This is a genomic window from Ruegeria sp. AL7 (genome assembly GCF_056536105.1).
Map to the genome: position 1 here is coordinate 2,445,481 of NZ_JBQFJF010000001.1, position 18,200 is coordinate 2,463,680.

Sequence of the window (18,200 nt, forward strand, 5' to 3'; positions counted from 1 at the left end):
GTAATGCGCGGTCCCTTTGAAATCGGAGGTTTTCGCGTACCGCCCGGTACACGAACCACTCTGGATTTGCCGGTTAGCGTGCTGTCGGATCATACACCGGTGAGCATGTCAGTACACGTGGTTCACGGCCGCCGCCCCGGACCGGTCCTGTTCGTCAGTGCCGCCGTTCACGGTGATGAGGTGATCGGCGTGGAAATCGCGCGGCGACTGCTTCGGGCGCCACAGCTTGACAAGCTTGCGGGTACCTTGCTGGTCATACCGATCGTGAATGCCTTTGGTTTCATGACACATTCCCGGTACCTTCCCGACAGGCGCGACCTGAACCGTTCCTTCCCCGGCAGTGAGGGGGGATCGCTGGCCGGTCGTCTGGCGCATCTTTTCATGACCGAGATCGTCGAGCGGTCGGACCTGGGGATCGATCTTCATTCTGCCGCGATTCACCGCACCAATCTGCCGCAGATCCGCGTCTCTCCGGCTTCGGATGTCACCCTCAAATACGCGGATGCCTTCGGTGCGCCCGTGGTGATGATCTCAAAGCTGCGCGACGGGTCGCTGCGCAAGGCCGCGCAAGAGCGTGGTGTGGATATCCTGCTGTTCGAGGGCGGTGAGGGTCTGCGTTTCGACGAACTGTCTGCACGGGCGGGGGTTGCTGGCATCCTTCGGGTGATGAACGCAAAGGGCATGGTTGCCAAGCGTGGCATCGCCGCTGTGCGCGAAAAGCCTGTCCATGTCCGGTCAAGCTCGTGGATGCGCGCGCCCGCCGGTGGCCTGTTGCGGACTTTCAAAGCGACCGGAGAATATGTGGCTTCCGGTGACCTGCTTGGACGCATTTCCGACCCGTTCGGAGAACTCAGGACCGATATCATCTGCGAAACCACGGGTATCATCGTGGGGCGCACTAATCTGCCTGTCGTTCATGAAGGTGACGCGTTGTTTCATATTGCGGAAACGACCGGCTCGGATGTCGAAATGCGGGTCGATACGATTGCCAGCCAGCTTGAAGGCGATCCGATGTTCGATGAAGACGAGATCATTTAGACGCCGGAGCCAAAAGAAACGCGGGGCAGTTGCCTGCCCCGCGCCAGCCTACAGGATCGCACGCAATCTGTTGTTCGCCAGCGCCTCCCAAGCGGCGAGCGCGATCAGCGCAGATCCCGTGAGCCAAGCATTTGCCACTGCCACACCATGACCGGTAAAATGCAGTACCTCGGGCGCGGCGATCAGCAATGCCCCGACCGCCAATACCGGAGCCACCCGTGCGAGAAGGTGGCCCCGGCCGCTAGCGCCTGACATGACCAACACACCAATACCGATCGTCATGAAGGCGAGCGACTCACGGTCAGACGAACCGTGAGCTAGGGTTTTCTGGCTGAACAGTACAAATGGGGATAGCACTAACCAGATACCCATCCCGGCAAGCATCCACCTGTAAGGCGGAGAGGGGTTTCTCATGTTCTTGGCAACCCTGGCTTATTCGTCACCTTTGGGTTCAGGAAGCAACTTTGCCTCGACCGCGGCGACCATTTCTTCGTCATTGACGAAACCATCGGCATCCGTGTCAATTTCAGCAAAGCTCTCACTGGTAATATCGGGATACTTTGTCTGTAGCTCGGTCAGCGAAGCCAGACCATCACCGTCCGTGTCCAGTCCTACCGGCAAGGCAGCGGCCGGAAGGGCAAGGAATGACGCGAGCAGAGCAACAACAGAAACTCGACTCATTTTGTTCTCCATCAGGGAATGGGCGGTTTACCCATTGAGGGGTTGGTGCAGCGCTTGGGTGTCGGAGGCTTATCTACGGTAGACAGATTACACCTGTTCCGCAGATCGGGTTGTCCACTATACGATGAAAACTGTTGATTGGCGGTCCGATCCGGTGGGGGCACTTTCGCGCTACGCAGCATATATCGCACATCCGCATAGCGTTGAATAACGAATTTATATCACCCATAATATCGAATATTCAAATAGGTGAACGATGGACATTGAGCTCGCCCGAACCTTCCTTGCGGTCGTTGAAACCGGTACTTTTCTTGACGCAGCGGACAAGGTCCATGTTACGCAATCGACCGTCAGCATGCGGATCCGAACGCTCGAACAACAGCTTGGACAGCCCGTGTTTGAACGCAGCAAGTCCGGTGCGACCCTGACCATTGCCGGGCGGCATTTCCTCAAACATGCGCAGGTTCTGGTGCGAACGTGGACCCAGGCCAAGCTGGATGCCGGTCTGCCTGCTTCGATGGCAGCCGCCTTGGAAATCGGCGCAACACCAAGCCTTTGGGACGGCTATCTAATCAACGCCCTGCCCGAGTTGATGGCGGCACTCCCTGACGTCGCCATCCGCGCGACAGCGGCCTCGTCGGAAACACTCACGCGCGAAATCGAGGAAGGCAGCCTGGATCTTGCCATCATGTACCGGCCGCGAAACGCGCCGGGCTTGTCCGCGCTCCAGCTTTTCGAGGACGAGTTTGTTCTTGTCAGCAGCGGCCCGGAAGCCCTGCCCGCTGATCTGGGCGACGCTTATGTCCTGATAGACTGGGGCCCGGAGTTTCGCGCCGATCATATGTTGAACTTTCCGGAACTTGATGCACCGCGCCTTCAGCTGGGCATTGGCACCCTCGGCCTGCAATATCTTCGGTCGGTTCCCTCGGCCGGATATTTCCCACGGCGCGTTGTCGAACCGGAACTTCGCAAAGGCTGGCTCAAGTTGATCGAAACGGCACCCAGATTCGCTTATGCCGCCTATGTCGTGTTCGATGAAAGCGAGGAAGAAGGATATCCGGGTCAGGCCGCGCGGCAGCTTTGCCAGACATCAAGTGCACGCGGCCAGACACCGAAGCTTTGACGACACGTATTCACGCCGTTGCCGCGACCAAGCTTTATGCTGCGTCAAACGCAGCCAGCCTCCGCGCATGGTAAGTTTTGAACACCCCCAGAAGGTGAAGGGAACAAAAAGGGCCGCCCCAGCGGGACGGCCCTTCGAAAGTTCAGGAGGTCGGGTCGGTTAGATCAATCGACCAGCCGGAGCGAGCGCTCCGCCAAGGGCTGCCCTAACGGGCGATCCCCCCGGTTGTTCCGACACCTCTCTCCAATCTCTTTCTTGACACTGGATCACCTCCTTTTCTATCTGTTGCGGTTGAAAAGAAGCGTGCCACAAGTTGTGCCATTCTCAAAGCGTTTTTTTACACAGGCTGCACAGTCAGCCGCGCAACGATCACCTTGAACGGGATCAGGGCGATCAGCGCCAGCGAAAGCTTCACCATCCAGTCCGCAAAAGCCAGCGTCACCCAAAGCGGTGCCATCGGGCCGGACAGCATGAACGGAACAGGTTCCCACGCCCAGTTGATTGCGGCGTCAGCATTGGCGCCGAAGAAGGTGACCGAAGCCGAAAAGGCGAGGGTGAAGAAGATCGCGGTATCCAGTGCCGACCCCACCAGCGTCGACACCAGCGGTGCACGCCACCAGCGACCACCGCGCAGGGAATTGAACACGGTGACATCCGTTAGTTGCGCGATCAGGAAGGCGGTTCCCGATGCAACGGCGATGCGCAGCGGTACAGCAGCATAGGTGAACCCGTCACCCTGCAACATGATCTGGCTGCCGATCAGCGAGCAGATAACACCGGTGACAAAGCCGGCAAACACGACCTTACGGGCCGGACCCACGCCATAGACGCGGTTCATGATGTCTGTAACCAGAAAGGCCAGCGGATAGGTGAAAGCACCCCATGTCAGCAGCCCGTCAAGGATCAGGAACTGGACCAGAATGTTCGAGGCCACAACAATAGTGGCCATGGCAATAATGCCGGGAATGAAGTTACGTTGCATGTTTTGATGCCCGTTTTGACAAGGTAGCGGCGACTTGGCCAAGGGACCGTCCCAAGGCAAGCCGTGCCTTTAGACCTTTGCCTGCGCCCTGTCAATCGGGCAGCAGGTATTCCACAAGTTCGGTACGCTGCAACGCCAGAAAGTTGTCATCTGAAATCATCGTGGCGCGCAACCGGCCCTGCCCGTCGCGCCAGACCGACAATCCTTCGAGGTTGTCATGCGCGCCCGTTCCGGTTTCGAACAGGGTTTCCTCGGTGCCTGGTTTCTCGTCTACCACGTCCCATCGCCGCAGTCGCGATCGAAAACCGACCAAGGATACCTTGCGTTCCAAAACGTAGAACCGTCCATCGGGACCGAAATCCGCGGCAACGGGTTTAAAGCCGCTGCGCTGTGGCAGAACAAACGGGGTCGACCATGTGCCGCCATTCCAACGGTAAACCGGAATGTCCCCTTTAGCGGTGCGGTTCTTTTCCGGCAAAGTGTAAAGCCAGCCGCGCCCATCAATGGCCAGAGCTTCGAAAGAACCATTGTCGGCAAGGTCCCGAAACGCATTCGGGCGAGGTAACACACGCGCGCTTGAGCCCGGTGTAGGGTAATAGGCGACACGATGCACCCCTTCGAACGAGATGAATATCCCGCCATCCGGCGTCACCGCGATGCCTTCGGAATCGCCGACGCCGCCTTTCATGATATGCCCATTGCTGGACAGCACCGGCCATTGACCAAGAACGTGAATATCCGCGATCTGGCCTTCGCGCCGCTCAATTCGCGCGGTCACGATCCGCGCCCGGTCGCTAAGCGCAATCATTTGGCCTCCGTCGTCCGAGATGTGAAGCGCTGAAAACCCGCCAAACCAGCTTGCTGGATGCCGCCAAACGAAACTATTCAGGTGGGCTGCGGATTTCACATCCAGCGCGGCGGCCACCGGGGCAAGAAACAGCGCTACACTTAGTTGGATTGCAAAACGGCGGAGCATTGTTGCGGCAAGTCGGACAGAACGTATTCCCGGCGTTTCTTCGGCGGCGGCGCATTCGGATCGGGTGGCGGCGGGTTCAGGATGTTGTGCACCCATTGACGGGCCTCAGCGCAGCCATCGCCCTTGGGGGGTGGGTCTTGATTCACACAGCCCTTTGACCCTCTGGGACAGTTCAGTCGCACGTGGAAATGATAGTGATGTCCCCACCAGGGCCTTATCTTACGTAGATAGTCGCGGTTCCCCTTTTCATCGTCGCACATCTGAACCTTGGCCCCAGGAAACACGAAGATCCGGGCGACACGCTTGTCTTTTGCCGCTTCGCGCAACAGCGCATGATGCTGCTTGGTCCAGTTGCTGTTGACGTAGGCGCCATTGGAACGACGAAGAGAGATGGACGAGATGTTTTCGCGTGACTTGCGGCTCAGGCGCATGTTTTCGCCCGGCAGCATCCAGATATCGATGTCCAGCCCCAGCTGATGGCTGCGATGGCCCGAGGTCATCGGCCCGCCGCGTGGCTGGCTGATATCCCCTATATAGAGACCGTTCCATCCCGGTTGACTGGCTGCAAACCTGCTGAGGTCCTGCACGTAGTCAATCGTCTGCGGATGCCCCCAGTTGCGATTACGCGACAGGCGCATCGCCTGCCAAGTAGGCCCCGTTTCAGGCAGTTGAACTGCCCCCGCAGCACATCCGCGCGAATAACTGCCGAAAGCGGCCGGTTTTTGCTGTGAACCTTGTTTCTGCGCCCCGAACAACTGCTTTGCCAGCGGTTCTGCCGTCGCAGTGCCAGCAATAGCAAGCGCCGCCAAAATTACCAAAAAACGTTTTAAAATCATCTGCTCTGATCCCCTTCCGGTCTCACCCAGCGCATCAGGAATAGACCCAGAATAAACAACAGAACGATGGGTGACACCCCCAGACGAGCACTTCCTGTCACCGTGGTGGCGATCCCGATCAGAAGTGGCGCAGCAAAGGCGGTGGCACGACCCGACAGACCATAAAGGCCAAAGCTTTCGACGGGGGTTGCCGGGTCCGTATGCCGGACCATCATCGACCGGCTACAGGATTGCAGGATGCCGCCCATGCCTCCGATCAGGATACCGCAACCAAAGAAAACCATATCCGGCAAGCCCGACCCTTCGGACATGGCGATACCGAATATCTGGGACCGGTCCATTGAAACGATGGTGATGCAGACAAGGATCAACACCCAGATCGCAACGATAATCACGGGCTTGGGACCATATTTCTTGTCCAGCTTGCCGCCCACCCAGGAAAATGCCGCTGCAGCCAGAACGCTGACGATGCCGAAAACACCGATCTTGATCAGGTCCCATTCCAACACTAGCCGGGCATAGACGCCGCCAAAACTGTAAAGCCCATTCAGCGCATCCCGATAGAACATGGATGAGCCCAGGTAACTGGCCAAACTGGTGCGATGGCGCAGGTTAGACACTGATTTTGCCAACAGCCGCAGCGCCTCGGCAACGCTGCCCTTTTTGTTTGTCGTTTCGTCGTCATGGACCCAAAGGAAGTAGGGCACCATGAACAGAATGAACCATCCGGCGGTAAACGGCCCAACAAAGCGCGTACCCTGCTGTTGCGACGCATCCAGCCCAAACAAGGGGTCCATCCCGATCAGCGTTTTGCCGTTGGCCTGCTCCACAAACAGCGCAAGCATGATCGCCAGCGAGATCAGGCCGCCGAAATAGCCAAAAGCAAAGCCCGAGCCGGAGATTTCGCCCACTTCGCTGTCGTCACCCAGATCGGGCAGTTGGGAATTGATGAAGATCAGGGCGTATTCCGCGCCGATGAAACCCAGACCGAAGGCAGACAGCATCAACCACATGTTCGAGCCATCGGGCATCGTGTACCAAAGCGCGCCGGAACCTACTGCGTACATCACGGAAAAGGCGAATATCCAGGGGATGCGCCGACCAGACACATCGGCCATCGCCCCCATCAGCGGTGCACCGAAGGCAATAATCAAACCAACTATGGTCATGCAGTTGGCCCAGACCACCTGCGCCTGTGCATCCGCAGACCCCGCGTCCAGGCCGGATGCCAGATAATATTCCGCAGCGACGCCCGCGAAGTAAGGGCCGAACACGAACGTGACCAAAAGAGTGTGATAGGGCTGACTGGCCCAATCGAAGAACCACCAGCCCCAGATACGCCTGCGCTTGGATATTTCTGCCATTTCTGCCCCTGTTTTCTTGTTGCGGTCATAAGACGGGGCTTTGGGGCAATTCGCAAGCGCAGAGTTCAGCCTACTTGCTCTTTGCTGAAAGGGTGCTTAGGTCTCGTCCAACAAGAAAACGGAGATCCCATGCTGTCGCTGATCCAAATCCTGCTGCTGATCCTGGACATTGTCTGGTTCATCATTCTGGCCCATGTGATCATGAGCTGGCTGATCAACTTTCAGGTGCTCAACCTCCACCAACAACTGGTTGCACAAATCTGGTACGGATTAAATCGGATATTAGAGCCTATTTACGGGCCGATCCGCCGCGTTCTACCCAATATGGGTGGGTTGGATTTGACCCCGCTGGTGGTGCTGATCGGCGTCTATGCCTTGCGGATCATCCTTATCAACAACGCGCCCTATTTCTACTGACCACTTGTTCACTGAATCTTAGTATGTGATTGTCCTGGCTTAAGAGCAGATAAACCTTAAAACAGGGCACCCCCGCATATGTTCGACGCCGCACCCTTGCTGCGAGATGTCTTTGGATTCGACGCCTTCCGCCCCGGGCAGGAAGAGATTGTCGACGCCGTAACGGCAGGTGAAAACGTGCTGGCGATCATGCCCACAGGTGGCGGGAAGTCTCTTTGCTTTCAACTCCCTGCACTGCTCCGCGATGGCGTGACGGTCGTTATATCTCCGCTCATTGCCCTGATGCGTGATCAGGTGCGGGGGCTGCAAGAGGCCGGGGTCGAGGCCGGTGCGCTGACATCCGGCAACACGCCCGAGGAAACCGAGGCCGTCTGGGACGCGCTGGAAGACGGGCGGCTAAAGCTGCTTTACATGGCACCCGAACGTCTGGCTGCCGGGTCGGCGCATGGGATGCTCCGTCGGATCAACGTCAGCCTGATCGCCGTGGACGAAGCCCATTGTGTCAGTCAATGGGGGCATGACTTTCGCCCTGATTACCTGCGGATCGGAGAGTTGCGGCGCGCCCTGAAGGTTCCGCTGGCCGCGTTTACCGCCACGGCGGACGCCGAAACGCAGGATGAGATTGTCGAAAAACTGTTCGATGGCATTGAGCCACGCAAATTTCTGCGCGGATTTGACCGGCCTAACATTCATCTGGCTTTCGCCGCAAAGGACGGACCGCGCAAGCAGATCCTTGATTTCGCAGATGCGCGCAAAGGCCAGTCCGGTATCGTTTACTGCGGCACCAGAAATAAAACCGAGGTGATTGCTCAGGCCCTGCGCGCCGAGGGGCACTCGGCTTGCCACTATCACGGCGGGATGGACCCCGAAGATCGCCGCATTGTCGAAACCCGTTTCGCGCGCGAGGACGGGTTGATCGTGGTCGCAACCGTGGCTTTTGGCATGGGCATCGACAAACCCGATATCCGTTGGGTCGCCCATGCGGACCTGCCCAAATCGATCGAAGCCTATTATCAGGAAATCGGGCGCGCCGGACGCGATGGCGGCCCGGCCGAAACGCTGACCCTGTTTGGCCCCGATGACATTCGCCTGCGGCGATCACAGATTGACGAGGGTCTAGCGCCGCCCGAGCGGCGCATGGCCGATCATGCGCGCCTGAACGCCTTGCTGGGTCTGGCCGAGGCATTGGAATGCCGCCGCCAGACATTGTTGGGTTACTTTGGCGAGGCCACAGCACGCTGCGGCAAATGCGATCTGTGCGACAACCCGCCCGAAGTTTTCGACGGCACAACTCCGGTACGCATGGCCCTGTCCGCGATCCTTCGGACCGAGGAATGGTTCGGGACAGGCCACTTGATCGACATCCTTCTGGGAAACGAGACCGACAAAATCCGCGCCCGCCGCCATGAGGATTTGTCCACATTTGGCATCGGCAAAGATTGGACGCGCCCGCAATGGCAGGCCATTTTCCGCCAGATGATGGGCCACGATCTGGTGCGCCCAGACCCTGAACGTCACGGCGCATTGCGCATGACCGAGGCGGCCAAACCAATTTTGAAAGGCGAGGCAAAGATAAACCTGCGCAAGGATACGCTGCGCAATGCGGTACGTCGGCCTGCGGTCAAGGCTATGGTGTCCGAAGAAGACGCCCCGCTGCTGTCAGCGCTCAAGGCCAAACGCCGTGCCCTGTCCGAAGCTGCACGTGTTCCGGCCTATGTCATCTTTCCCGACCGCACGCTTATCGAGATGGCCGAAAAGCGCCCTGTAACGCTGGACGATATGGCCCGGATCGGCGGTGTAGGCGCCAAAAAGCTGGAACGCTATGGCGATACGTTCCTTGAAGTAATCGCGGGCGAAGCAAAAAGCGTTCATCCGGCGCGCCGAAAACTGGCTGGCCGCAATCAGGGTGAGATTTACGACCGTTTGATGGAAGTTCAGTCCTTGCTGTCGCGCGGTCCAGCCGGGATCGACAAGCCCCTGACCTGCTCGGCCTCACAATTGGCAAAAGTTGCGCAACTCCGCCCAGACGATCCCCGTGGGATTGCGCAGGTGCTGGGTGATCGACGTCACGAAAGGTTTGGCGCCGCTTTTCTGGACGTGCTGCGTGAGGCGGGCTAGATACCCCCGAACAGGCAAGAAAGAGGGCGGATATGCTGATCGTGATTTCCCCGGCCAAACGGCTGGACTGGGCAGAGCGGAATGTCGGGGTAACGCAGCCCGATTTTCAGGAGGATGCGATCCGGCTGTCCAAAACCGCTCGCAACCTGACGCTGAGTGATCTGAAGAAACTGATGGATCTGAGCGACGATCTGGCACGCCTGAACCGCGACCGGTATCGCGCTTTTTCGGATGCACCCGACGCCAAGGTCACACGCCCGGCTGCGCTTGCTTTTGCTGGCGACACATATCAAGGGCTTGAAGCTGCTTCGCTGGACGAAGACGAGCTGTTATGGGCGCAAGACCACTTGCGCATCCTTTCCGGCCTTTATGGTGTGTTGCGGCCACTCGACGCGATACAGCCCTACCGGCTTGAGATGGGCAGCAAGCTTAAAACCCGAAGAGGGAAGAACCTTTACGAATACTGGCGCGATCAGCTGAGTAAGGCACTGAATGCACAAGGTGCCGAGATTAACAGCAACATTCTGGTGAATTGTGCCAGTCAGGAGTATTTTGGTGCGGTGGATTTGAATGCCCTGAACCTGCGCGTCATCACACCGGTCTTCATGGAAGATAAGGGCGGCACCCCAAAGATTGTGAGCTTTTTTGCCAAAAAGGCGCGCGGTGCCATGGCGCGGTATGTCATCCAACACCGCTTGACCGACCCTAAGGGACTGCTGGATTTCGACAGTGGCGGCTATGAATACCGCCCTGATCTGTCGGAAGCGGATAAGCCCGTTTTCGTCAGACCTTATGCGGCCTGAAACCCAGATCACTTGAACTTGCATCCCGATGGCAAACGCCTGAAGTGTCAGCCCGACGAGGTCGGATTTGGGTTTTCGCCCCGCTCACGCCGGATTTTGACACCGGGCATGGTGTCTGCGACCGAGCAGACGCAATCGGGTTGGTGTTGCAGGATCATCTGGTGAATTCGGTTCTTGTGTAGCGGTTTGGTCAGGTAGTGGTCCAAGCCGGCTGACAGAATACCCTGATCATCCCCCGCCATGGCATGAGCCGTCAGGGCAACGATGGGAACGTGACGACCGGTTGCAACCTCAAGCCCGCGAATTTCCGCTGTTGCCTGTTTGCCGTCCATCTTCGGCATTGAAATATCCATGAAGATCAGATCTGGCTCGAACGCCTGATAGATCTCAACCGCTTCAATCCCATTGGAGGCAAAGCGAAGATCGATATTCAGATCCTTAACCATCTTCTTCAGGATCAATTGGTTGGTACGGTTGTCCTCGGCGGCAAGAACCCTCATACGTCGGGGGTGCGCAGATTCAGAATCTCGCTTTTTAGAGACTGTTTTGCCCACGTCCAAAGGGCACCTTTCCAACGATGGGCTGTCAAGCGCCATCAGCCTGCTATACAACTCGGACCGCGGGATGGGTTTCTGCAAGACACCGTCGATCAGGTCACGGGCAGGATGCGCGTGAATCAAGCCTGGGTTTGCCGACATCACAACCACCGGAATATCACCCCACCCCCGATCCCTGAGCGAGACCGCAAGGTCCAGCCCATCCATATCCGGCAGGTCGTGGTCACAAAGAACCAGATCAATCTGATCATTCATCTGTGACAGCGCCTCGGTCCCCGACGTGCAAACCGTCACCTCAGCCCCCAGTCGCCCAAGCTGCTTGGCAAGAATGGCCCGGTTCACGGCAAGGTCTTCGACCAGCAGGACATGTTTCAAACATTCCGCCAGGTTCGGAGGCTCGGGTTGCGGACCTTCTACCGTGGGCAGTGTCACGCGAAAACCGAAACAGGATCCCTGTTCCGGTTCGCTTTCAACCCAGACCGTGCCGCCCATCAAGGTGATCAGCCGCTTGGTGATGGCAAGGCCAAGCCCGGTGCCTTCAAACTGGCGGTTGCGCTCGTCTTCGACCTGATTGAACTCGCCAAATATGTGGTCGATTTTCTCGGCGTCGATGCCAATTCCGGTGTCTTCAATCGCGATATGGATGTCGCACATCTGCGCATCCGGGTTGGGCACCCCTGTCACCCGGACCAGCACGTAGCCTTCGGAGGTGAACTTGACGGCGTTGCCGACCAGATTGGTCAGAACCTGCCGTATCCGACCAGGATCGCCCACAAAAAGGGTTGGCAAGAACAAGTCGTAATCCACCAGCAATGTCAGCCCCTTATCGCGCACGCTGGGCTGTAGCAGCATCGCAACTTCAAGAATGCAACGTTCAAGATCGAACTGTTCGGGGTGCAGAGTCAGCTTGTCCGCCTCAATCTTGGAATAGTCCAGAACGTCGTTGATGATGACCAGCAACGCCTCACCCGAATTGCGGATCGTGTTGACGTATAGCCGCTGCTCTTCGTCCAACGGTGTCTCGTCCAGCAATTCGGACATGCCAACGATGCCGTTCATCGGGGTGCGGATTTCATGGCTCATATTGGCCAGAAAGGCCGACTTGGCCCGGTTTGCTGCTTCGGCCCTCTCGCGCGCCGCCTTAAGCTCGATTTCGTGCCGGACCGACGCCGTGATGTTGAGAGCAAGGCTCACCATATCGCCACCGCTGCCGCGCTGGTCGATCAGGCGGATATAGTGACCGTTCCAAAGCTGCATGACGATTGGTGGCGGGTTGGCGCGGCTCCAGCGGGCCAGCATTCTGTCCTGCCAGTCTTCCGCAGATTCATCCCCGATATCGACAATACCTTCTGACGTCAGCAAATGCAGAATACGCGGGTATGATATCCCCGGCGCGACCTCGTCCAGGCCTTCAAAAACGCTCAGATACGCGGTGTTTGCGCCGATCAGCCGGTTGTCACCGTCAAAAAAGGCAAATCCGTCCTGAATTGTCTGAATCGAGTGCCACAAACGGCGTTCGGCAACCTCGATCTTGGCGTTGGCCACGCAGAGATCGGATTTGACCTTTTCGTTTTCATCCCGAACGGTTTCAACCTCAGCCTGCGTTTCGCCAATTCGTTTGGTCAACGCCATGGCATGTTGACCCAGTTTGCGATTGGCTGCCGAAAGCTCGGCCTGTTTCAGGGCCAGCATCCGTTCAGCTGCCAAACGCGCGCGCCGTTCCTGTGCCAATTTATGTGCAAGACTCATTTGATTGATTCCAGAACGCTCTGCGCCCAGCATCCCGGCGGAAGATGAAAAACTGTTTAAGCCGTTGCACAACAGGCGCACACCATGCAACGCTGTGCCCAAAGAGGAGGGCACCATGCGCCGCTTTGTTTTTATTTCAATAACTTACGTCTTTTCACTATTGGTCCAGCCCGGCGCCACCCAGGCGCAGGATGCAGTGCCTGATTTCCGCTACATCACGACACGGGACGCAGATTTTTATGGCTCGGATCTGGACGCCCTTTTCGATACCGATCTGAAGTCCTGCATTCAGGCTTGTTCCGCCAATACACTTTGCACCGCGTTCACCTACAACACCCGATCCAATGCCTGTTTTCCAAAAAGCGGTGTAAACCGGCAAGAGGCCTATCAGGGGGCTGTGTCTGCGCAGAAGGTGCTTACTCTAGATCAGACCCAAACTTTGGCAAAAACGCGTGCAAATGCGTTGAATGTACTTGGTACTGCTGACCTGAAGCAGGCCGCAGATCAGGCGCGCGATCTGGGCTTTTTGCATATGGCACAGGGTAACGACCTGCAGGCTGTTCTGGACGCGGCGCGCAGCGCGAGCAGCCCGCGGCAGGCGATGAATTGGACTGGTGTGGCCGTATCGCTCAGCGATGCGCCTGATCTGTGGGTGGAATACGCGCGCCTGTTGTTGCAGACAAACTCTTCGGACTGGAGTGAAAGGCGCGATCTGCGCAACCGTGCGCTGAATGCCGCAACCAATGGCTATCTGCGCGCCGATACTCCCGGCACGCAGGTTGCCGCCCTGATGACATTGGCCCGCGCCCTGGAGGAAGTCGAGCGTGGGCGCGATATGATCCCGGTGCTGCGGCTGGCCGAGCAAATCCAACCGCGCGAGGATGTACTGGCCGCACTGAATGATGCCATCGGGAAATACGGGTTTCGCGTGGTCGACAGTTCTGTCGAAAGCGACGCCGCCGCGCCGCGGATCTGTGTTGAGTTTTCGGAACCGTTGGTCAAGGCGGGGGTCGACTATGATCCGTTTGTCCAGCGCAACGATGACGGGTTGGTGGTACAGGCTGAGGGCAGGCAGCTGTGCGTTGACGGTGTCGCCCATGGTCAGCGCTATCGCCTGACGCTACGCGAAGGCTTGCCCTCCGCCTCGGGCGAGGCGCTAAACCGCAATGTTGAGCTTACCCATTACGTGCGCGACCGGGCGCCTTTGGTCCGGTTTCCCGGGCGCAGCTACGTTCTGCCCAAATCCGTTGATGCTGCGTTGCCCGTTGAAACGGTCAACGTCACCGAGCTGAACCTGATCCTGCGGAGGGTCAGCGACCGGAACCTGTTGCGCGCGGTTCAGCAGGATTTCTTCGGTCGTCCGCTTAGTGAATGGCAGGAAGCAGAATTTTCCGATGAAATTGCCGAGGATATCTGGACCGGTACCGCCGAAGTGGCCAACGAACTGAACCAGACCATGGCGGCGCGCCTGCCCATGGCCGAGGCGATCGCGGATCAGCCCGCTGGCATTTATGCGCTGACCGCCCGTGTTCCGGGGGCTGATCCCTATGACGACCCGGGCGCGACGCAATGGTTTGTTCTGTCCGATCTTGGGATCAGCAGCGTGCTTGGCACCGATGGATTGCACGTCACGGTGCGCGGGTTGAGCGACGCGGCACCCCGTGAAGGTGTCGAGGTTTCACTGGTCACAAGCGCAAATGCGGTCATCGCCCAAGCGCGGACGGATGAATCGGGTTATGTCCGGTTCGATCCCGGCCTGACACGGGGCAAGGGGGCCAGTGCGCCCGCGCTGGTGATGGCATCGACCGGGGACAGTGACTTCAGCTTTCTATCCTTGACCGATCCTGCCTTTGACCTGTCAGATCGTGGTGTTGAAGGGCGTGCACCTGCGGGGCCGGTTGATGTTTTTCTAGCCACGGATCGCGGCGCTTATCGAGCCGGAGAGGTGATACACCTCACCGCCCTTTCGCGCGATGGTGAGACGCAGGCTATCGAGGGCCTGCCCCTGATTGCAATCCTGTATCGCCCTGACGGCGTGGAATACCGCCGAACCGTCTCGGATGGCGGCGTCGCCGGGGGGCATATCTTTGCCCTGCCTGTTGCGGCAGATGCACCACGCGGCGCTTGGCGGATCGAGATCAAGTCTGATCCCAAAGGCGATGCGCTGGCGCGACAAACAGTGCTGGTAGAAGACTTCCTGCCGGAACGTATAGATTTTGAGCTGACCCTGCCGGACGCGCCCCTGCGTCCCGGCGACAGCCCTCCGCTTTCGATCGACGCGCGCTATTTGTTTGGTGCGCCGGGGTCCGACCTGAGCATCGACGGTCAGGTTATCGCACGCCCGGCGGACACAGTGCCGGGCTACGACGGGTATCGCTTTGGCCGCTATGACGCCGAGACATCGATCAAAAGCACCTATTTTGGTGACATGCGCACAGATGCAAACGGCAAAGCATCTATTGCCGTTGAAATCCCTTTGTTAGAGACGGAAGGGAAACCAATTGAAGCCGAGGTTATTGCGCGACTGGCTGACGGCTCAGGCCGCCCTGTTGAACGTCGCCTGAGCGTTCCTGTCCTGCCGCCGCAACCTGTGATCGGTGTCAAACCCCTGTTCGAGGACGTACTCCCCGAAGGTACCGAGGCAGCGTTTCAGATCATTGGCCTTGCACCCGACCTGAGCCCCAGCCCGATGCGCCTGCGCTGGACGCTGAACAAGATCGAAACGCGGTATCAATGGTATCAGCTTTACGGAAACTGGAATTGGGAACCGACAACCAGACGCACTCGCGTTGCCACCGGAGAGATTGACGTCGCTACTGATCCTTTGGCGTTGTCCCAGCCCGTGGACTGGGGCCGTTATGAACTGGTGGTCCAACGTATTGATGGCACCTTTACGGAAACCGCTGTCGATTTCCACGCAGGCTGGTATCAGGCCGCAGATGCTTCGACCACGCCTGACCGGCTTGAGATGTCGCTGGATCGCGACAGCTATCGCGCCGGGGAAACCGCACAGCTGCGCATCGTTCCGCGCATGGCAGGTATCGCCCAAGTCGAAGTGCTGTCGAACCGACTGATCCATCGCCAGATGGTTGCCGTAAAGGAGGGCGAGAGTGTTATCCCGATAGAGGTGACAGAAGATTGGGGTGCAGGTGCCTATGTCACTGCCACGGTGATCCGACCGATGGATGTTGCGGCCGGTCAGAACCCGGCACGCGCCATGGGCGTCGCCTATGCTGCCATTGATCCTGCGGATCGCACGCTGTCGGTTGCCATTGAGGTGCCCGAGGTTACCTCGCCCCGTCAAACACAGAAGGCCCTTGTTAGGGTCGAAAATGTTACAAGCGATGATCCAGTCTGGCTGACCCTTGCTGCTGTGGATGTGGGCATCCTCAACCTGACGGGGTTCGAAAGCCCAAGCCCGCAAGCGTACTATTTCGGGCAACGTCGTCTGGGCGTGGACCTGCGAGATGTTTACGGGCGGCTGATCGACGGCATGAACGGAACGATGGGTACGGTTCGCTCTGGCGGCGACAATGACAACGGGATGCGCCGCCAATCCCCGCCACCGACGCAAGATCTGATGGCGGTGTTCAGCGGCCCGGTTCAGGTCGGTGCGGATGGAAAGGTTGAGGTCGACATCCCCCTGCCCGCCTTCAATGGTACGGTCCGACTGATGGCCGTCGCGTGGTCACAAAAAGCCGTCGGTCAGGCCGAAGCGGACATGATCGTCCGCGACCCGGTGGTGGTGACGGCCAGTCTGCCGCGGTTTCTGGCCCCCGGCGATCAAAGTCGGATGCGGCTTGAGATTGTCCATGCGGATGGCACATCCGGAGACATGGCGCTTGGCCTGACCACCACTGGTGGGCTGGAACTGGGCCCGGTACCGGCAAGCTTTCTGCTGGAGGATGGTGGCAAAGCGGTGTTCGACATCCCTGTAACGGCCCATGTTATTGGCGATCCAGAGATCAGCGTTTCCATCACCACGCCAGACGGGCGCGATCTGTCGCAAACCCTGCGGATGCCGGTGCGGGCCAATGATCCCGTGATTGCCCGGACACGGCGCTTTGCGCTGGGTGCGGGCGACAGCTTTTTGTTTTCGCAGGATGTTTTTGATGGGTTTCAACCCGGCTCGGCCAAGGCCATCCTGTCCGCCGGAGCACTGGCAAAGTTCGATATGCCCGGCCTGCTGGATCAGTTGAACCGTTACCCTTATGGCTGCACCGAGCAGATCACAAGCAAGGCGCTGCCGCTGCTTTACCTGTCATCTGTTGCGCAGGCCTCGGGGCTGGGCAATGGCCCGGAGGTGAATCAACGCATCACGGAATCAATCCGAAGCATCCTGACTCGTCAGGCTGCAAACGGTGCCTTTGGCCTGTGGCGCGCAGGCAGCGGTGATTTCTGGCTGGACGCCTATGTGACCGATTTCCTGTCGCGCGCCCGTGCGCAGGGGCACCCGGTACCGGATCAGGCTTTTGCGCAGGCCATGGATAACCTGCGCAATCGGGTCAATTATGCGCCGGATTTTGACGAAGGTGGTCAGGATATCGCTTATGCCCTGATGGTTCTGGCGCGGGAAGGCGCGGCGGCGATGGGCGATCTGCGTTATTATGCGGATGTCAAAGGGGATGCTTTCGACACGCCGTTGGCTGCAGCGCAACTGGGCGCTGCGCTGGCCTCGTACGGGGACCAGACCCGCGCAGACGCGATGTTCGCCCGTGCGGCGCGGATGCTGCAACAGGTGCCGAACGATCAGGAAAACCACTGGCGCGCGGATTACGGCACCCGCCTGCGGGATGCGGCGGGCCTGCTGACCCTGGCGGTAGATGCGGGCAGCGAGGCGATTGACCGCAACGCATTGATCCAACGGGTAAGCACGGGCCGCACTCCCCTGTCCACGCAAGAGGCCACATGGTCCCTGCTGGCGGCGCACGCGCTGGTGTCTGATCCGTCCGGCTCCGGTTTGACGGTCAATGGCGTGTCAGTATCCGGCCCCTTTGTTCAGGTTCTGCAATCCGGGCAGGCGGAAGAGGTCAACATCACTGCGACCGACGGTCAGGCAACCGATATCACCCTGACGGTGACCGGAATCCCCGAAGATCCGCCTGGGGCTGGTGGCACCGGCTATGCAATCGAACGGCAGTATTATTCGATGGACGGCGATCTGATTGACGCAGGCCGCTTTGCCGTGGGGGACCGGTTTGTCACGGTTCTGACGGTCACGCCGTTTGAAAGCGGTGGGGCGCGTCTGATGGTGGACGATCCCCTTGCCGCCGGAATCGAGATTGACAACCCGAACCTGCTGCGATCGGGCGATGTACGGTCGCTGGACTGGTTGGATCTGTCTGATGCCACACATACCGAGTTCCGCTCGGACAGGTTCCTGGCTGCGGTTGACCTGTCAAGGCGCCAGACCGTGACACTGGCTTATGTCGCCCGTGCTGTCACACCGGGCGTGTTCCACCATCCGGCGGCCTCGGTCGAGGATATGTACCGCCCCCAGAACCGTGCGCGAACGGCGACGGGACGGGTCGAGGTGCAGTGACCGGACGTCGTTCA

13 protein-coding genes are annotated in these 18,200 nt (G+C 58.7%); 6 read left to right on the forward strand and 7 right to left on the reverse strand.

Annotated elements, in window-relative coordinates; genetic code table 11:
- The first annotated feature begins 3 nt into the window (after positions 1-3).
- Positions 4-1,038, forward strand: a complete 1,035-nt coding sequence (locus ACR3E2_RS12375; RefSeq protein ID WP_480482699.1) for a succinylglutamate desuccinylase/aspartoacylase family protein — start codon at positions 4-6, stop codon at positions 1,036-1,038.
- A gap of 48 nt (positions 1,039-1,086) precedes the next feature.
- Here ACR3E2_RS12375 and ACR3E2_RS12380 read toward each other — a convergent pair whose 3' ends face one another.
- Together ACR3E2_RS12380 and ACR3E2_RS12385 are read right to left on the reverse strand one after the other, a co-directional pair.
- Complete coding sequence (locus ACR3E2_RS12380) at positions 1,087-1,320, reverse strand: hypothetical protein (protein ID WP_480482697.1); 234 nt, start codon at positions 1,318-1,320, stop codon at positions 1,087-1,089.
- A 150-nt stretch (positions 1,321-1,470) separates the two neighbouring features.
- Positions 1,471-1,719, reverse strand: coding sequence for an EF-hand domain-containing protein (locus ACR3E2_RS12385; RefSeq protein ID WP_480482695.1), 249 nt, complete (start codon positions 1,717-1,719; stop codon positions 1,471-1,473).
- A gap of 256 nt (positions 1,720-1,975) precedes the next feature.
- On the opposite strand from ACR3E2_RS12385, the gene ACR3E2_RS12390 reads away from it, so the two are divergent.
- Complete coding sequence (locus tag ACR3E2_RS12390; protein ID WP_480482693.1) at positions 1,976-2,842, forward strand: LysR family transcriptional regulator; 867 nt, start codon at positions 1,976-1,978, stop codon at positions 2,840-2,842.
- Between the two features lie 337 nt (positions 2,843-3,179).
- Here the strand turns inward: ACR3E2_RS12390 and ACR3E2_RS12395 are convergent, their stop codons facing one another.
- The 4 genes from ACR3E2_RS12395 to ACR3E2_RS12410 form a co-directional block, all read right to left on the reverse strand.
- Positions 3,180-3,824, reverse strand: a complete 645-nt coding sequence (locus ACR3E2_RS12395) for a queuosine precursor transporter (protein ID WP_480482691.1) — start codon at positions 3,822-3,824, stop codon at positions 3,180-3,182.
- A 91-nt stretch (positions 3,825-3,915) separates the two neighbouring features.
- The gene (locus ACR3E2_RS12400) at positions 3,916-4,800 is read right to left on the reverse strand and encodes an esterase-like activity of phytase family protein (RefSeq protein ID WP_480482689.1); all 885 of its coding nucleotides are present in this window, start codon (positions 4,798-4,800) and stop codon (positions 3,916-3,918) included.
- Positions 4,773-5,636 carry a penicillin-insensitive murein endopeptidase gene (gene mepA, locus ACR3E2_RS12405; protein WP_480482687.1) on the reverse strand — a complete coding sequence of 288 codons (864 nt, stop codon included), beginning with the start codon at positions 5,634-5,636 and terminating at the stop codon, positions 4,773-4,775. The genes ACR3E2_RS12400 and mepA overlap by 28 nt, the downstream gene beginning before the upstream one ends.
- Positions 5,633-7,000 (reverse strand): MFS transporter, encoded by a 1,368-nt coding sequence (locus ACR3E2_RS12410; RefSeq protein ID WP_209598483.1) that lies wholly within the window; start codon positions 6,998-7,000, stop codon positions 5,633-5,635. The genes mepA and ACR3E2_RS12410 overlap by 4 nt, the downstream gene beginning before the upstream one ends.
- 129 nt (positions 7,001-7,129) lie before the next feature.
- On the opposite strand from ACR3E2_RS12410, the gene ACR3E2_RS12415 reads away from it, so the two are divergent.
- The 3 genes from ACR3E2_RS12415 to yaaA all read left to right on the forward strand — a co-directional run bounded on the left by ACR3E2_RS12415 (position 7,130) and on the right by yaaA (position 10,338).
- Complete coding sequence (locus ACR3E2_RS12415) at positions 7,130-7,417, forward strand: YggT family protein (protein WP_170382138.1); 288 nt, start codon at positions 7,130-7,132, stop codon at positions 7,415-7,417.
- A gap of 78 nt (positions 7,418-7,495) precedes the next feature.
- Complete coding sequence (recQ, locus tag ACR3E2_RS12420) at positions 7,496-9,535, forward strand: DNA helicase RecQ (protein WP_480482685.1); 2,040 nt, start codon at positions 7,496-7,498, stop codon at positions 9,533-9,535.
- A 32-nt stretch (positions 9,536-9,567) separates the two neighbouring features.
- The gene (yaaA, locus tag ACR3E2_RS12425; RefSeq protein ID WP_480482683.1) at positions 9,568-10,338 is read left to right on the forward strand and encodes a peroxide stress protein YaaA; all 771 of its coding nucleotides are present in this window, start codon (positions 9,568-9,570) and stop codon (positions 10,336-10,338) included.
- 47 nt (positions 10,339-10,385) lie between these two features.
- Here yaaA and ACR3E2_RS12430 read toward each other — a convergent pair whose 3' ends face one another.
- Positions 10,386-12,644: a response regulator gene (locus tag ACR3E2_RS12430; protein ID WP_480482681.1), complete on the reverse strand. Its 2,259-nt coding sequence runs from the start codon at positions 12,642-12,644 to the stop codon at positions 10,386-10,388.
- A 115-nt stretch (positions 12,645-12,759) separates the two neighbouring features.
- On the opposite strand from ACR3E2_RS12430, the gene ACR3E2_RS12435 reads away from it, so the two are divergent.
- Positions 12,760-18,186: an alpha-2-macroglobulin family protein gene (locus tag ACR3E2_RS12435; protein WP_480482679.1), complete on the forward strand. Its 5,427-nt coding sequence runs from the start codon at positions 12,760-12,762 to the stop codon at positions 18,184-18,186.
- Positions 18,187-18,200 lie beyond the last annotated feature (14 nt).

What these genes read in the sequence shown, in the direction of transcription:
- ACR3E2_RS12375 (WP_480482699.1), top strand. Translation starts at nt 4, where the DNA reads ATGCGCGGTCCCTTTGAAATCGGAGGTTTTCGCGTACCGCCCGGTACA.
- ACR3E2_RS12380 (WP_480482697.1), bottom strand. Translation starts at nt 1,320, where the DNA reads ATGACGATCGGTATTGGTGTGTTGGTCATGTCAGGCGCTAGCGGCCGG.
- ACR3E2_RS12385 (WP_480482695.1), bottom strand. Translation starts at nt 1,719, where the DNA reads ATGAGTCGAGTTTCTGTTGTTGCTCTGCTCGCGTCATTCCTTGCCCTT.
- ACR3E2_RS12390 (WP_480482693.1), top strand. Translation starts at nt 1,976, where the DNA reads ATGGACATTGAGCTCGCCCGAACCTTCCTTGCGGTCGTTGAAACCGGT.
- ACR3E2_RS12395 (WP_480482691.1), bottom strand. Translation starts at nt 3,824, where the DNA reads ATGCAACGTAACTTCATTCCCGGCATTATTGCCATGGCCACTATTGTT.
- ACR3E2_RS12400 (WP_480482689.1), bottom strand. Translation starts at nt 4,800, where the DNA reads ATGCTCCGCCGTTTTGCAATCCAACTAAGTGTAGCGCTGTTTCTTGCC.
- mepA (WP_480482687.1), bottom strand. Translation starts at nt 5,636, where the DNA reads ATGATTTTAAAACGTTTTTTGGTAATTTTGGCGGCGCTTGCTATTGCT.
- ACR3E2_RS12410 (WP_209598483.1), bottom strand. Translation starts at nt 7,000, where the DNA reads ATGGCAGAAATATCCAAGCGCAGGCGTATCTGGGGCTGGTGGTTCTTC.
- ACR3E2_RS12415 (WP_170382138.1), top strand. Translation starts at nt 7,130, where the DNA reads ATGCTGTCGCTGATCCAAATCCTGCTGCTGATCCTGGACATTGTCTGG.
- recQ (WP_480482685.1), top strand. Translation starts at nt 7,496, where the DNA reads ATGTTCGACGCCGCACCCTTGCTGCGAGATGTCTTTGGATTCGACGCC.
- yaaA (WP_480482683.1), top strand. Translation starts at nt 9,568, where the DNA reads ATGCTGATCGTGATTTCCCCGGCCAAACGGCTGGACTGGGCAGAGCGG.
- ACR3E2_RS12430 (WP_480482681.1), bottom strand. Translation starts at nt 12,644, where the DNA reads ATGAGTCTTGCACATAAATTGGCACAGGAACGGCGCGCGCGTTTGGCA.
- ACR3E2_RS12435 (WP_480482679.1), top strand. Translation starts at nt 12,760, where the DNA reads ATGCGCCGCTTTGTTTTTATTTCAATAACTTACGTCTTTTCACTATTG.